Annotated in this window: 10 protein-coding genes and 1 pseudogene; 7 read left to right on the top strand and 4 right to left on the bottom strand. The window is 70.5% G+C overall.

Annotation, left to right across the window (positions count from 1 at the left end; all coding sequences use genetic code 11):
- Positions 1–47 precede the first annotated feature (47 nt).
- On the top strand, positions 48–2,147 hold the full coding sequence (locus OG953_RS22320; RefSeq protein ID WP_405686390.1) for a SpoIIE family protein phosphatase: 2,100 nt from the start codon (positions 48–50) through the stop codon (positions 2,145–2,147).
- Between the two features lie 91 nt (positions 2,148–2,238).
- Here OG953_RS22320 and OG953_RS22315 read toward each other — a convergent pair whose 3' ends face one another.
- The 3 genes from OG953_RS22315 to OG953_RS22305 all read right to left on the bottom strand — a co-directional run bounded on the left by OG953_RS22315 (position 2,239) and on the right by OG953_RS22305 (position 4,909).
- Positions 2,239–3,318, bottom strand: a complete 1,080-nt coding sequence (locus OG953_RS22315) for an AI-2E family transporter (RefSeq protein WP_405686388.1) — start codon at positions 3,316–3,318, stop codon at positions 2,239–2,241.
- A 50-nt stretch (positions 3,319–3,368) separates the two neighbouring features.
- Entirely contained in the window at positions 3,369–4,325 is a 957-nt protein-coding gene (locus OG953_RS22310) for a pirin family protein (protein ID WP_405686387.1), read from the bottom strand.
- A gap of 143 nt (positions 4,326–4,468) precedes the next feature.
- Positions 4,469–4,909 (bottom strand): SseB family protein, encoded by a 441-nt coding sequence (locus OG953_RS22305; protein ID WP_072487501.1) that lies wholly within the window; start codon positions 4,907–4,909, stop codon positions 4,469–4,471.
- 172 nt (positions 4,910–5,081) lie between these two features.
- Between OG953_RS22305 and OG953_RS22300 the strand changes: the two genes are divergently transcribed.
- The 6 genes and pseudogenes from OG953_RS22300 to OG953_RS22275 all read left to right on the top strand — a co-directional run bounded on the left by OG953_RS22300 (position 5,082) and on the right by OG953_RS22275 (position 13,489).
- Positions 5,082–6,908: an acyl-CoA dehydrogenase gene (locus tag OG953_RS22300; RefSeq protein ID WP_405686386.1), complete on the top strand. Its 1,827-nt coding sequence runs from the start codon at positions 5,082–5,084 to the stop codon at positions 6,906–6,908.
- 136 nt (positions 6,909–7,044) lie between these two features.
- The gene (locus OG953_RS22295; protein WP_405686385.1) at positions 7,045–7,668 is read left to right on the top strand and encodes a Uma2 family endonuclease; all 624 of its coding nucleotides are present in this window, start codon (positions 7,045–7,047) and stop codon (positions 7,666–7,668) included.
- A 115-nt stretch (positions 7,669–7,783) separates the two neighbouring features.
- Positions 7,784–9,082: a M18 family aminopeptidase gene (locus tag OG953_RS22290; RefSeq protein WP_405686383.1), complete on the top strand. Its 1,299-nt coding sequence runs from the start codon at positions 7,784–7,786 to the stop codon at positions 9,080–9,082.
- A 104-nt stretch (positions 9,083–9,186) separates the two neighbouring features.
- Positions 9,187–9,408, top strand: a pseudogene (locus OG953_RS22285) (DUF6458 family protein).
- Positions 9,409–9,539: 131 nt separating this feature from the next.
- Positions 9,540–12,602 (top strand): BTAD domain-containing putative transcriptional regulator, encoded by a 3,063-nt coding sequence (locus OG953_RS22280; RefSeq protein ID WP_405686382.1) that lies wholly within the window; start codon positions 9,540–9,542, stop codon positions 12,600–12,602.
- Between the two features lie 170 nt (positions 12,603–12,772).
- Entirely contained in the window at positions 12,773–13,489 is a 717-nt protein-coding gene (locus OG953_RS22275; RefSeq protein ID WP_405686381.1) for a DUF4232 domain-containing protein, read from the top strand.
- A 34-nt stretch (positions 13,490–13,523) separates the two neighbouring features.
- Here the strand turns inward: OG953_RS22275 and OG953_RS22270 are convergent, their stop codons facing one another.
- Positions 13,524–15,383: an NHL domain-containing thioredoxin family protein gene (locus OG953_RS22270; protein ID WP_405686379.1), complete on the bottom strand. Its 1,860-nt coding sequence runs from the start codon at positions 15,381–15,383 to the stop codon at positions 13,524–13,526.
- Positions 15,384–15,412 lie beyond the last annotated feature (29 nt).

Genomic DNA, 15,412 nt, shown 5'->3' with positions numbered 1-15,412 from the left:
ACCATCCTCACTGGCATTTATGGAGCAGATCTTCTTAAAGTGGGGCAATGCGTACCGAGGACGTCCTGGCCGCGACCGCGACCGGCCTGTGGCACTGGGACAACGGAGCCGGGACCGTCACGCTCGATGCGGAGGCGGCCCGGCTGCTTGAGATGCCCGCCGCTGCCGGCGTCTTCCGTGAGTCCGCGGTGCGATCCCGTTTCCATCCCGTCGACTGGAACGAGATCAACGCAGTGGTGAATCTCGCAGTCGCCGAGGGCACCCTCGCCGAGGCCCGGCTGCGGATCGTGGACGAGAACGGCCGGGTGCTGCGTACCGTACGCAGCCGTTCCAAGCCGCTCCCGCCCGAGGAGCCCGGCAGCAGGGCCTATGTGCTGGTCGGCACCCTTCAGGAGGTCGCCGAGCCGCAGCCCGGCACCGCCGGGGCTCACACCCCCATCACCGGTGACTGGCGCCGCTCCCGCGAGGCGTTCCTGCTGGACGCGGGCCGGGCGCTGGCCGAGGCCCGGTCGACCGAGGAGGTACTGCGGGTCGCCGCCTCGCTCTCCATGCCCGGGTTCTCGCCGGACGGCCTGGCGGTCTTCGGCATCGCGGGCGAGCGGCTGACGATCATCGGGCACCACGGGCACAGCACGGGCGACGAGGGCCCGTTCAACGACATGTCGCTGGAGACCGACTATCCGGCCGCCGAGGTCGTGCGGACGGGGCGGGCGATCTATCTGCCCTCGCCCGAGGAGTACAGCCGCCGCTACCCGGTCACCTGGCCGCTCGCCAGCCATTTCGGGCGCCGTTCCTGGGCCTTTCTGCCGCTGATCGTGGCGGGGCGGACCATGGGCGCCTGGCTGGCGGGGTTCCGGCACCCGGTGTCGTTCTCGCCGGACGAGCGGTCCGTGCTGACGACCGTGGCCCGGATGCTCGCCCAGGCGCTGACCCGTGCCGGGGTCGCCGAGACCGAGCGGGAGCTGTCGCTTGGGCTGCAGCGCTCGATGATGCCCTCCCTCGGCCCCGACATCCCGGGGATGACGGTCGCCGCCCGCTACATACCGACCGGCGGCGGGCTCCAGGTCGGCGGCGACTGGTACGACATGATCCCGCTCCCCAACGGCCGTATCGCCCTCGTCATCGGTGACGTCCAGGGCCACGATGTGCGCGCCGCGGGCCTGATGGGGCAGTTGCGGATCGCCCTGCGCGCTTATGCCGCCGAGGGGCACCGCCCGGATGCGGTGCTCTCCCGTGCGTCGCGGTTCCTCTCCGGGCTCACCGATGCGTACGAGGACGGGGAGGAGACCGGACCGCGCTTCGCGACCTGTCTGTACGTGGAGGCGGACCCGGAGACCGGCGTCCTCGACATCGCGCGGGCCGGCCACCCCGATCCGGTGGTGATGACTGCCGACGGGACCGCGCTGATCCGCCGGACCGAGGGCGGGCTGCCGCTCGGCATCGAGGTGGACGCCGACTATCCGACGACCCGGCTCACCCTGGAGGCCGGAGAAACGATCATGCTCTGCACGGACGGGCTGATCGAGACCGGCGGCCATGACATGGCGACCGGCTGGGTCCGGCTGCGGCCGGTCCTGGAACAGCACACGGCCGACCTGGAGAAGCTCGCCGACGCCCTCGTACAGGCGGTGCACGGGCCGACGTCCCACTACACGACCGGGCCGCTGGCCGACCGCCGGGAGGACGACATCGCGGTGCTGCTGCTGCGGCGCGACGGGGGGACGCCGCCCAGGGAAACGGCACCGCGGCGCACCGCGCTGACCATCGCGCAGGCCGAGCCGGCGCGGATCGCGGCGGCCCGGCAGCAGTTGCGGGAGCTGCTGCACGACTGGGCGGATCCGGAACAGGTCGACGCAGCGGTGCTGATGATCTCCGAGATGGCCACCAACGTCCTCGTCCACACGGACGGGGACGCGCTGATGGTCGCCCAGGCGACGGGGGAGCACGGAGAACGGCGGCTGCGGGTGGAGGTGGCCGACGGCAGCGACGAGCTGCCGCACAAGCGGCAGCCCGGGGAGATGGCTTCCAGCGGGCGGGGGCTGGTGCTGATGGAGATGCTCGCCGATGCGTGGGGGGTGGATCCGCGGGGGGCGGGGAAGTCGATCTGGTTCGAGCTGTACGAGTCGGGGCCGGACGAGGTGGACTGAGAGCCTGTCGGGTGACCTCTGATCGAAGGTCACCCGACAGGCTCTGAGCCGGGTCATCGGGTTCGGGGCGTCCCGGTGGGCCGTTCCGTCCTCACGCGCCGGACGGGCCGGAAGGCTGCACGCCGGACGGGCCGGCACGCTCTGCGCGCAATTCACCGAGGATGCCGAAGGCCGCCGCGCAGGCCGGTACCGCGAGCAGCATGCCCAGCAGGCCCGCCACGCTGGCGCCCGCGGTGATCGCGATCATGATGGTGGCAGGGTGCATCTGGACCGTACGGCTCTGGATCATCGGCTGCAGGACATGGCCCTCCAGCACCTGTACGGCGAGCACGACCCCCAGCGCCCAGAGTGCGATCACGGGCCCCCGGTCGGCGAACGCGACCAGGACCGCGACCGCGCCGGAGAGGAACGCCCCGAGGTAGGGGATGTAGGCGCCGACGAAGACCAGCGCGCCGAGTCCCACCGCGCCGGGGACGCTCAGGATCAGCAGCCCGATGGTGATGCAGGTGGCGTCGATCAGCGCGATGAACGTGGTGCCGCGCATGAAACCCTGGACGGCTTCGAAGGCCCGCCGCCCCATGGCCTCGACCAGTTCCCCGGTACCGCGCGGGGCGACCGCGTGGGCGAGGTTCACGGCCTTGTCGGAGTCGCGCAGGAAGAAGAAGGTCAGCAGGAGGGCGAGGACGCTGGTCGCGAGCAGCGAGCCGATGAGGCTGATCCCGGAGAGGAGTCCGCCCGCGGCGCTCGCGCCGAACCTCTCGACGAGTTTCCGGCCATTGGCCACGAGATCGTTCACATTGGTGTTCTTGCCGATCCCGAAGTGGTCGATGATCCACTGCCCGGCGTCCTTCAGCGACCGGACGATCTGGTCGCCGGTGTCGACGAGCGCGGTGACGACGATGTATCCGGCGCCGCCGACCACCGCGACGAGCAGGACGCAGGTGAGCCCCGCGGCCAGCGAGCGGTTCATTCCGCGGGCGGTCAGCCAGCGGTGGACCGGGCCGAGCAGCGCCGTACCGAGCAGCGCGAGCAGCACGGGGGTGACCGCGGTCTTGAAGGTGATGCACAGCCAGACGGCGACCGCGGCAACCCCGGTGACGAGGAGGACAACGACGCACCAGGCGGCTGTGCGCCGCGCGCCGTCGGGCAGGAGGGGCTTTGGGGTCTGCACCCTCCCACCCGATCACGGCGCGGGTGGGATGTCCACTCCGTCCACCGGTGTCACATTCCGTGGACGGCGGGCACCGTACCGAGGCGCCCGGCCTGGAAGTCCTCGAAGGCCTGCTTCAGTTCGGCCTGACTGTTCATCACGAACGGCCCGTAGTGCGCCATCGGCTCCCGGATCGGACGGCCGCCGAGCAGGACGACCTCCAGGTCCGGGGCGTTGCCGTCCTGCTTCTCGTCCGCACGGACGGTCAGCGAGGAACCGGCGCCGAAGACCGCGGTCTGCCCCATGTGGACGGGGCGGCGCTCCGCACCGACGGTGCCGCGCCCGGCGAGCACGTACGCGAGTCCGTTGAAGTCCTCGCGCCACGGCAGGGTCACCTCGGCGCCGGGGCGGACAGTGGCGTGGATCATCGTGATCGGAGTGTGGGTGATGCCGGGGCCCTCGTGCCCGTCGAGCTCACCGGCGATGACGCGGAGCAGCGCGCCGCCGTCCGGGGAGGCGAGGAGCTGGACCTGGCCGCCGCGGATGTCCTGGTAGCGGGGGGCCATCATCTTGTCGGCCTTGGGCAGGTTCACCCAGAGCTGGAGGCCGTGGAAAAGGCCGCCCGACATGACGAGGGACTCCGGCGGGGCCTCGATGTGGAGGAGGCCGGACCCGGCGGTCATCCACTGGGTGTCGCCGTTGCGGATGGTTCCGCCGCCACCGTTGGAGTCCTGGTGGACGAAGGTTCCGTCGATCAGGTACGTGACGGTCTCGAAGCCGCGGTGCGGGTGCCAGGGGGTGCCCTTCGGCTCTCCGGCCGCGTACTCCACCTCGCCCATCTGGTCCATCATGATGAACGGGTCGAGGTACTTGTAGTTGATCCCGGCGAACGCGCGGCGAACCGGGAAGCCCTCGCCCTCGAATCCGCTCGGCGCCGTGGTGACGGCGAGCACGGGACGGGCCGCGGCGTCGCCCGAGGCGGCAACCTTGGGCAGGGTCAGCGGGTTTTCGACGGTCACTGCGGGCATGGGAGCCACCTCCGGGATTGTCCTGAGCCCAATTTAGTTGAATGGTGAACATCCTGCAAGGCGTCGTTCATTCCCGCACCGCCCACGACAGCGAGAAGGGGCCCGTACCGATCGGTACGGGCCCCTTCCGGAAGACTCGGACGTCAGCCGTACATACGGCGCATCGCGAAGTCGACCATCTGCTCCACGGCCTTGGCGTCGAAGACCATGCGGTGCTCACCCTCCATGTCGAGGACGAAGCCGTAGCCGGTCGGCAGCAGGTCGATCACCTCGGCCCCGGTGATCACGAAGTACTTGGACTCCTTGCCCGCGTACAGCCGCAGCTCCTTGAGCGTGGTGAACATCGGGATCACCGGCTGCTGGGTGTTGTGCAGCGCGAGGAATCCGGGGTTGTCGCCGCGCGGGCAGTAGACCTTCGACGTCGCGAAGATCTGCTGGAAGTCCTCGGCGGACAGCGAGCCGGTGGTGAAGGCCCGTACCGCGTCCCCCAGGGACGGCGGCGAGGGCTCGGGATACAGCGGCTGCTCGCCGTAGCCGCCACCCATCTGCTGCTGTGCGCCCGGGTTCTGGTCGTAGCCGTACATACCGCAAAGAGTAATCGGACACATCAGGCCCTCGAAGGGTTGCGTCTTATTACTGACGGGTAGCATCATCGGAGAGGTCAGCTGATATACGCACCGCCAGCTCGTCGCCCGCCCGGCCCAGGCCCCTTCCCGGGGTGCTGCACGCCACTGCTATTGATTACGGAGCCTTCCCATGGGGCACTACAAGTCGAATCTCCGCGACATCGAGTTCAACCTCTTCGAGGTGCTCGGGCGCGACAAGACGTACGGCACCGGCCCGTTCGCCGAGATGGACGTCGAGACGGCGAAGAGCATCCTCGACGAGGTCGCCCGCCTCGCGGAGAACGAGCTGGCCGAATCCTTCGCCGACGCCGACCGCAACCCGCCGGTCTTCGACCCGGAGACCAACACCGCGCCGGTCCCGGAGACCTTCAAGAAGTCGTACCAGGCGTTCATGGACTCCGAGTACTGGCGTCTGGGCCTGCCCGAGGAGATCGGCGGCACCACCTCCCCGCGCTCCCTGATCTGGTCCTACGCGGAGCTGCTGCTCGGCTCGAACCCGGCCGTCTGGATGTACTCCTCGGGCCCGGCGTTCGCCGGCATCCTCTTCGACGAGGGCAACGAGGCGCAGAAGAAGATCGCCGAGATCGCCGTCGAGAAGCAGTGGGGCTCGACGATGGTGCTGACCGAGCCGGACGCCGGTTCGGACGTCGGCGCGGGCCGCACGAAGGCCGTCGAGCAGGAGGACGGCTCCTGGCACATCGAGGGTGTGAAGCGCTTCATCACCTCGGGCGAGCACGACATGTCCGAGAACATCATCCACTACGTGCTGGCCCGCCCCGAGGGCGCAGGTCCCGGCACGAAGGGCCTCTCGCTCTTCATGGTCCCGAAGTTCCACTTCGACTGGACCACCGGCGAGCTGGGCGAGCGCAACGGCGTGTACGCGACGAACGTCGAGCACAAGATGGGCCTCAAGGCGTCCAACACCTGCGAGATGACGTTCGGCGACCAGCACCCCGCCAAGGGCTGGCTGATCGGTGACCAGCACGACGGCATCCGCCAGATGTTCCGCATCATCGAGTTCGCCCGCATGATGGTCGGCACGAAGGCCATCGCGACCCTGTCGACCGGCTACCTGAACGCGCTGGAGTACGCCAAGGAGCGCGTCCAGGGCACGGACCTGTCGCAGTTCATGGACAAGACCGCTCCCAAGGTGACCATCACGCACCACCCCGACGTGCGCCGCTCGCTCATGACGCAGAAGGCGTACGCGGAGGGCATGCGCTCCCTCGTGCTGTACACCGCCTCCGTCCAGGACGCCATCCAGGAGAAGGAGGCCACGGGCGAGGACGCCAAGGCGCTGCACGGCCTCAACGACCTGCTGCTCCCGATCGTGAAGGGCTACGGCTCCGAGAAGTCCTACGAGCAGCTGGCGCAGTCGCTCCAGACGTTCGGCGGCTCCGGGTACCTCCAGGAGTACCCGATCGAGCAGTACATCCGTGACGCCAAGATCGACACGCTGTACGAGGGCACGACGGCGATCCAGGGCCAGGACTTCTTCTTCCGGAAGATCGTCCGCGACCAGGGTGCCTCGCTGAACACCCTCTCCGAGGAGATCAAGAAGTTCCTCGCGGGCGCCCAGGGCAACGAGGAACTGTCCGGTGCGCTGGACTCGCTCGCCAAGGCGGCCGTGGACCTGGAGGCGATCGTCGGCACGATGATCACCGACCTCACGGCGACCGGCGAGGACGTCAAGAACATCTACAAGGTGGGCCTCAACACCACCCGCCTGCTGATGGCCTCCGGCGATGTCGTCGTCGGCTACCTGCTGCTCAAGGGCGCGGCCGTGGCCGCCGAGAAGCTGCCGGCCGCCTCCGCGAAGGATGTCGCCTTCTACCAGGGCAAGATCGCCGCCGCGAAGTTCTTCGCCGCGAACGTCCTGCCGGGCGTCTCCACCGAGCGCGCGCTCGCCGAGTCCGTCGACAACTCTCTGATGGAGCTGGACGAGGCCGCGTTCTAGTACGTACTGGTACTGCGCCCGTTCAGGCCTTCTCCACCCGAGATCGTCAACACGCACCGCCACCCGGACACGCTTTCGGGTGGCGGTGCTGTCGTATCAGCTGGGTACGCTGAGTGCACGGCCGAGAATCCCGCCCATGGGAGGAACCATGACCGCCGAGGCACTGCCCGAAGCGTCGCAGCTGCGGCGCGACGATTCCAAGTGGCCGGTCCCGCCGCCGGACGGCTACACCGTGGACGACCTGTTCACGCTGCACGACCTCCCGCCGCACACGGAGCTGATCGACGGGAGCCTTGTTTTCGTGAGTCCGCAGCGGAAATTCCACACGCTGGCGATGTATCTGTTGGAACAGGGGCTGCGCAGCCACGTTCCGGAAGATCTGCGCGTTCGCCGCGAAATGGCCGTCGTGCTCGGCAAACGCAACGCCCCGGAACCCGACCTCGTCGTGGTGACGGCCGAAGCGGACGGGGACCAGCGCCAGACCCGCTACCAGGCCGCCGATGTCCTGCTCGCCGTGGAGGTCGTCTCGCCCGATTCCGAGGCCAGGGACCGCGACACCAAGCCGCACAAGTACGCGGGGGCGGGAATCCCGAACTTCTGGCTCGTCGAGATGGCCGAGAACGACCGGCCCGTGGTCTGGACGTATCAGCTGGACCCGGTCAACAAGAAATACGTCCCCACCGGCGTCCACCACGACCGGCTGAAGCTCTCCGCCCCGTACGACATCGACATCGACCTGACCGCCATCGACAAGCTGTAGTCCTGGTAGCCCGGAACGGCGAGAAGCCCGCCGCGACGCTCACCGGAGACTGAGCGGGCGCCGACCGCAGGGCGACGGTGAATCCGGCCGGTCGGGCCTCGTTACAGTGAAGAACATGAGTTCCTCCCTCCGCTTCGACCGCGGTCACACCGACGATCTGATGGCCTTCTTGATGGCCTCCCCCTCCCCGTACCACGCCGTGGCCACCGCGGCCAAGCGGCTGGAGAAGGCCGGATTCCGGCAGGTCGAGGAGACCGCGGCCTGGGACGGCACCAGCGGGGGGAAGTACGTCCTGCGCGGCGGTGCGATCGTGGCCTGGTACGTGCCGGAGGGCACCGCGGCGCACACCCCGTACCGGATCGTCGGGGCGCACACCGACTCGCCGAATCTGCGGGTCAAGCCGCTGCCCGACACCGGGGCGTACGGCTGGCGGCAGGTCGCCGTGGAGATCTACGGCGGGACGCTCCTCAACACCTGGCTCGACCGGGACCTCGGTCTCGCCGGCCGGATCTCGCTGCGCGACGGCACGCACCGGCTGGTGAACATCGACCGGCCGCTCCTGCGTGTACCCCAACTGGCCGTGCATCTGGACCGTTCCGCCAACCCCGACGGCCTGAAGCTCGACCGGCAGAAGCACATACAGCCGATCTGGGGGCTCGGGGACGTCGAGGAGGGCGACCTGATCCGCTTCGTCGCCGAGGAGGCGGGCGTCGACGCCGAGGACGTGACCGGCTGGGACCTGATGCCGCACGCCGTCGAGCCGCCCGCCTACCTGGGCCGGGACCATGAGCTGCTGGCCGGGCCCAGGATGGACAACCTGCTCTCCGTGCACTCGGCGACCGCCGCGCTCGCCGCCGTCGCCGGGCAGCCGGACGCCGAACTTCCGTACATCCCGGTCATGGCCGCCTTCGACCACGAGGAGAACGGCTCGCAGTCCGACACCGGCGCCGACGGACCGCTGCTCGGCACGGTCCTGGAACGCTCGGTGTTCGCCCGCGGCGGTACGTACGAGGACCGCGCCCGTGCCTTCGCAGGGACCATCTGTCTCTCCTCGGACACCGGTCACGCGGTCCACCCCAACTACGCCGAGCGCCACGACCCGACCCACCACCCGGTGGTCAACGGCGGACCGATCCTCAAGGTCAACGTCAATATGCGGTACGCGACCGACGGCAGCGGCCGGGCCGTGTTCGCTGCGGCGTGCAAGAAGGCGGACGTGCCGTGGCAGACGTTCGTCTCCAACAACTCGATGCCGTGCGGCACCACGATCGGCCCGATCACCGCCGCCCGGCACGGCATTCAGACCGTGGACATCGGCGTCGCGATCCTGTCGATGCACAGCGCCCGTGAACTGTGCGGCGCGGACGACCCGTATCTGCTGGCCAACGCGATGACGGCGTTCCTGGCGGGCTGAGTCTCCCCCGCCCCGACCGCAGCCCCGGGCATGGTCGTTGCCGGGCCGGGTACGCGATCCGTACACCGGCCCGGAACCGCCGGGCCGTCGAGGAGGCGGGATTCATGGGACTCGGAGGATGCGTCGTCCTCATCGGCGCCGGGGCGATACCGGCCTTCGCCACCGACTGGAAGATGGACACCGTCGACGTCGACCTGGTCGGCTGAATCATGATGATCGTCGGCATCATCGGGGTCTTCGTCCACGCGAGCATCGCGCGGCGTAGACGGATGGTCGTGCCGCCCGGCACCACTGTCGTGTCCGAGGACGAGCGCCGCTCCCCCTGACGCACGACGCCGGTCAGGTCGCGCCCCGCCGACCTGGCGTGACCCGTCGTCGGCCCCTCGGAACCCCCGATATTCTGGGACTTGTCCCGAGCCCCACCTCGGGCGTATCCCGCCCAAAAGGGGAGACACTCGTGGAGTTCCGGTTGCTCGGCACCGTCTCCGTCGACACGCTCACCGGGCCGCTTCCACTCGGCCCCGCCAAACGCCGCAGCCTGCTCGCCGCGCTTCTGCTGTCCGCCAACACACCCGTCTCCGTAGCCCGGTTGACGGACTGCCTGTGGGACGACACACCCCCGCTGCACGCCCGTGGCGTCATCCAGGGGCATGTGTCCCGGCTGCGCGCCCTCCTGGTGGGCGCGGACGCGGAGGCGTACGGGGTGGAGCTGGTCACCCTGGGCGACGCGTATCTGCTGCGGGTACCGGAAACCCTGCTGGACTCCCAGCGGTTCGAGGAACTGCTGATGCTGGCGCGGGAGCAGCGCAGCCCCGCCGACTCCGTACTGATGCTCAAGGATGCCCTGTCGCTGTGGCAGGGACCGGCACTCAACGGCGCGTTCGCCGGTCCGCCGCTCCAGGCGGCCGCGCACTCCCTGGAGGAGTCACGACTGGCGACGGTCGAGCAACTGGCCTTCGCCTATGCGACGTTGGGGGAGCACAACCGGGCGGCGTCGGTGCTACGGGCGGAAGCGGTTGCACATCCGATGCGGGAGTCGCTGGCGGCTGCCTTGATGACGGCGCTGTACCGGGCGGGTCGTCAGTCGGAGGCACTGGACTGGTTCCACCGCACGAGGCGACTGCTCGCCGATGAGCTGGGGGTCGACCCGGGGCACGAGCTCGCCGATGCGTACGCGCTGATCCTGCGCGGCGACCCGGACACCGGATGGGACACCGCACCGGACGCCCGACGGAACACGGCCGACGGCCCGGCAGCACCGATGCGCGGTCCGGGCCGGCCACTCAACGGCTCCGGCAGAGGCAGTGGCAGCGGCAGCGACTCCGGCTCCGGCTCCGGCTCCGGCTCCGGCAGTGACACGGGCCGCGGCGGCGGCAGCAACGGCACGGGGCACGGCACAGGCGGCGGGAGCGGTCACGGCACGGGCATCGGCAACAGCAACGAGGTTGTGTCCGTGGCCCGTCCGGTGGCCGAGCGTCCGGCCGGGCCGGATGCGGGGGCCGAACCGGCCGACCGCCCGCGCGACTCGATCGGCGGGATGGACAGCACCCCCGGCCCGCCGTCTCCTCGTCCCCTCCCCCCACCGCCCCTCGCCGGCGAGCCGCGCCCCACCGATCTGCTGCCCCGCGCACCACGCGGCTTCCACGGGCGGGGCGCCGAACTGGCCGCGCTCACCCGGGCCGCGGCCGGCGAGGCGCCCGTCTGTCTGGTCACCGGACCGGCCGGCGTGGGAAAGACCGCGCTGGCCCTCCAGTGGGCGCACCGCAACCCCGCCGTCTTCCCGGACGGACGGCTCTTCGCCGATCTGCGCGGATTCAGTGACACCGGTGAGCCCGCGCTCATCGAAGTGCTGCGTGAGTTCCTGCTGGCGCTCGGCGTCGCGCCGCGCCGCGTCCCCGAGTCCGTCCCCGCCGCAGCGGCGCTCTTCCGTTCCCTGACCGACCGGCGCCGGCTGCTCGTCGTCCTCGACAACGCCCGCGACTCCGCCACGGTCAGGCCACTGCTGCCGGGCGGTACCGACTGCGTCACGCTGGTCACCAGCCGGCACCGGCTGGAAGGCCTCATCGCCTCGGACGCGGCCCGTCCCGTCCCGCTCGACATACTCGAACCGCAGGACAGCACGGCCCTGCTGGCCGGTGTCCTCGGCGAGGAACGGGTCCTCGCCGAACCCGTGGCGGCCCGCCGGCTCGCCGGGCTCTGCGGAGGCCTGCCCCTCGCCCTGCGTGTCACCGCGGCCCGGCTGGCGGGGCGTCCGCAGTGGACGCTGGCAGGACTGGCCGACGAACTGGCCGACGAGCGCAGCCGACTGACGTACCTCGACGTGGACGACACCGGTGTCTCGGCCGCGCTGCGGCTGACCGTGCAGCAGCTGCCCTCGGACGCCGTCCACCAGTTCGCCCGGCTCGGCCACCACCCCGGCAGCCACTTCGACCCGTACACCGCCGCCGCACTCGCCGGCACGGACCCGGTCGTCGCGGCAGCGGCGCTGAATCGGCTCGCCACCGCCCACCTCGTCACCGAGACGGCGCCCGGGCGCTGGGTGCTGCACGATCTGGTACGCCTCTATGCCCGCGGTCTGGACCCCGCGTCCGGGTCCGAGGCCCTCGTCGGTGTCCTCGACCACTACATAGCCACCGCGCTCGCCGCCGCCGACACGGCCGAACCCGGTGGTGAGCCCTGCTTCGTCCTGCCGGACGACTACCACCGCCCCGCCGCGACAAGGGACTTCACCGACCGGGCGGCGGCGATGCGCTGGCTGGCCACCGAACGCGACGACCTGGCCCTGGCCGCCGTCGCGGCCCGGGCCGCCGGGCTCGACGACCGGGCCTGGCGGATCATCCTGCTCCAGTGGCCGCAGGTGGTGTGGCGGGTACGGGACAGTTGGGCCCCGCTGCTGGAACTGGCGCTGGACTCCGCCCGCACCGAGAACGATCCGTACGCCGAGTCGCGGGTGATCAATCTGCTGGGCTGGGTGCTGACCGAGGAGGGCAGGACCGCCGAGGCCGTCACCCTGCTGGAGCGCTCGCCCGGCCTCGCCCGGCAGGCCGGTGACCGGCTCGGCGAGGCGACCGCGCTGATCAACCTGGCCGTAGTGCAGGCCGAAGAGGGCGCGCTCGACATGGCGCTGGAGGGCTGCGGACGGGCCGTGGGCCTGGCCCGCGAAGAACGCGACGCACACACCGAGATGCTCGCGCTGCAGCACCTCGCCCGGATGCAACTCGCCGCGAACCGGCCGCAGGACGCCCTCGACTCCGCCCGGACGGCGCTCGACCTCGGGCCCGAGCACGAGGAGGCCGCACGCCGGGTGCTGCTGCTGACCACCAGCGGCGAGGCCCGCCTGGCGCTCGGCGAGGAGAGCGAAGGCATTCGGCTGCTGGACCGGGCGGCCGGGGAGGCGGAGCGCGCCGGATACGACGCGGGAGCGGTACAAGCCCTCGAAGCGTTGCTGCGGGTGACGGCGCAGTCGGAGTACCGCAAACGGTACGAACAGGCGGTCCGGCGGCTCGCCGACGACGAGTGAGCGCGCCCCCGCACAGTGACGCGAGAGCGGGGGCGGGGGCGTCAGCGGGACGTTAGCGGGACGGCAGCAGAACATGAGCGGCGGACCCCAGACTCATGAATGTCAGCAGGTCGGAGGCGCTCGCCACATGACCCGGCGTTCGCCTCACCGTCACACTCGGGGGAATTTCCATGAGTACGTTCCGCAACCGCAGCACCGTCCTTGCCGCCGCGACCACCGCCGTGCTCGCCCTGGCCCTCACCGCCTGTGGCGGCGACGATTCCGGCACGAAGTCCGCCGGCCCGGCGAAGCGCAACTCCGCAGCGGCCGGCTCTACGTCCGAGTCCGCGAAGGACACCGACACCACGACGGGCGGCGACACCACAGCGGGTGGCGACACCACGTCGGGTGGCAGCACCGCGAAGAACACCAGCGCCTCGAAGGGCAGCGGCACCGCGAAGGGCTCCACCGGATCCGCGTCCGCGGCCGCCCCGGTCTGCACCACCAAGGACGTCGAGATCACCGCCGCCTACCAGGGCGGCCCGCCCTACACCCACATCGTCCTGACGGCGAAGAACACCTCGGGCCACAAGTGCGAGATGAAGGGCTTCCCCGAGATCCAGTTCCTGGAAAGCCACAAGGAGAACGTGCCGGCGGTCGCCAAGAGCAAGCCGGCGGCCCCCATCGTGCTCGCCTCCGGCGCACCGGCCTACGCGCTGGTGAAGGTGTCGGACGGTGGCAAGGACGAGGACGGCGAGCCGGTGTCGGCCTTCTCCGTCGTGCTCCAGGGCGGCGGCGGCCAGGCCGCCGTGAAGGCACCCGGTGCCTCCGGCATCTTCGCCGACCCGGCGAACGCGAAGACCGGCTACTGGACGTACGAGCTGCGCAACGGCGCGGACGACTTCTGAGCCGTCGGGTCCTGAACCATCAGGACCCGAACCGTCATGCCTGCTCGTCCATTCCTGCCAGCACCAGCGGCAGCCGGGGCGTTCCTTCCGCACTCACGCGGAAGGGGACGCCCCAGTCCTGCTGGTGGACATGGCAGGCCGGGTACTCGTTCTCCGGGTCGTCGTCGCAGGACGCCGCCATCGCGGACACATGCAGGACGCCCTCGGTGACGCCGTCGGCCAGGACCAGGTCGCGGAAGAGATCGGTACCGGGACCGGAGCCCTCCGCCAGCAGCTCGGGCGGGGTCGCCGAGACCAGCAGCCGCGTCGAGGGACCGTACCGGGTGTCCAGCTTCTGCCCGGCGGGCGCCTGGAAGACCACATCGAGTCGGAGCGTGCCCGGGGCGATCTCGGTGGCCGCGCGCTGCGTGTGGTGTGCCTGGCCGGCGACGCGTACGGCCTCCTCCGGGAGCCGCAACCGGGTCAGCCGGTGCCGGGCGGACTCGACGACGACGAGGTCGCCTTCGACCAGCACGGCGTCGCTGGGCTCGCGCAGATCCGTGGCCAGGGTGGTGACCTCACCGCTCGCGGGGTCGTAGCGCCGCAGCGCGTGGTTGTACGTGTCGCACACGGCGACGGACCCGTCGGGCAGCGCGGTCACGCCCAGCGGATGCTGGAACAGGGCCTGATCCGCGGCACCGTCGCGGTGTCCGAAGTCGAAGAGGCCGGTGCCGACGGCCGTACGGACGGCAAAGCCGGTGCCGTCGCGCTCGACGTACCGCAGGGCGGACGTCTCCGAGTCGGCGACCCACAGCCGCTCCCCGTCGGCCGACGTGGCGAGCCCCGAAGGCTGGGCGAACCAGGCCTCGTCGACCGGCCCGTCGACCAGGCCCTCGTTGGTCGTGCCCGCCGCGACCCGCACGGTCTCCGTCGCGGGGTCGTACGTCCACAGCTGGTGCACGCCCGCCATGGCGATCCACAGCCGGTCCGCGAACCAGGCGACGTCCCAGGGTGAGGAGAGGTCGACCTCGCGGGCCGGGCCGGTCGTCGGCGAACCCTGCCACCACTGACGGCCGGTGCCGACGAGGGTCGTCGTCATCCCGGTGGTGAGGTCGAGGGCGCGGATGGCGTGGTTGACGGTGTCGGCGACCGCGATCCGGCCGTCGGGCAGCGCAGCCAGCCCCTGCGGCTCGGAGAACCGGACCTCCTCGGGCCCGCCGTCGGCGAACCCCCTGTCCCCCGTACCGACGTGACGGCGAACCGTTTCACTGTCACGTTCGATCTCGACCAGGCGGTGGCGGGTGGTGTCGGAGACGAGGAACCCTCCGTCGGGCAGGAGCAGGGCCTTGCCCGGGAAACGCAGATGCGTGGCCACCGGCTCGGGCGCGACGTAGGGGCCGTCGCCGCGGCGCAGCGTGCCCTTCGCGCCGTGCTCGGCCTCCAGCTCCTCGACCAGCTTCGCGATGGCGTGCGCATGGCCCTCGCCCGCGTGCTGGGCGACGACATAGCCCTCGGGGTCGATGACGACGAGCGTGGGCCAGGCCCGTACGGCGTACTGCTTCCATGTCGCCAGTTCCGGGTCGTCGAGGACCGGGTGGTGCACCTCGTACCGCTCGACGGCGTCGACGACGGCCTGGTGCTCGGCCTCGTGGACGAACTTCGGCGAGTGCACACCGATGATCACGACGGTGTCGCGGTGCTTCTCCTCCAGCTCGCGCAGCTCATCGAGAACATGCAGACAATTCACACAGCAGAACGTCCAGAAATCAACAACAACACACTTACCTCGCAGGTCGGCGAGGGTCAGCTCTTTGCCTCCGGTGTTCAGCCAGCCGCCCATGCCGATCAGCTCGGGGGCACGGACACGGGCACGTCGGCGGGGCGCGGGGGTATACGCCGGGGCGGCATCGTTCATGCTTCAAGCTTGCCATCCCTGGTATGAAC

Origin of the sequence: Streptomyces sp. NBC_00057, from assembly GCF_045041165.1 — a bacterium.
In the GTDB taxonomy this organism is placed as follows: Bacteria; Actinomycetota; Actinomycetes; order Streptomycetales; family Streptomycetaceae; genus Streptomyces.
The sequence above is the reverse complement of the archived record's forward strand: the minus strand, read 5'-3'. Positions and strand labels throughout refer to the sequence as shown.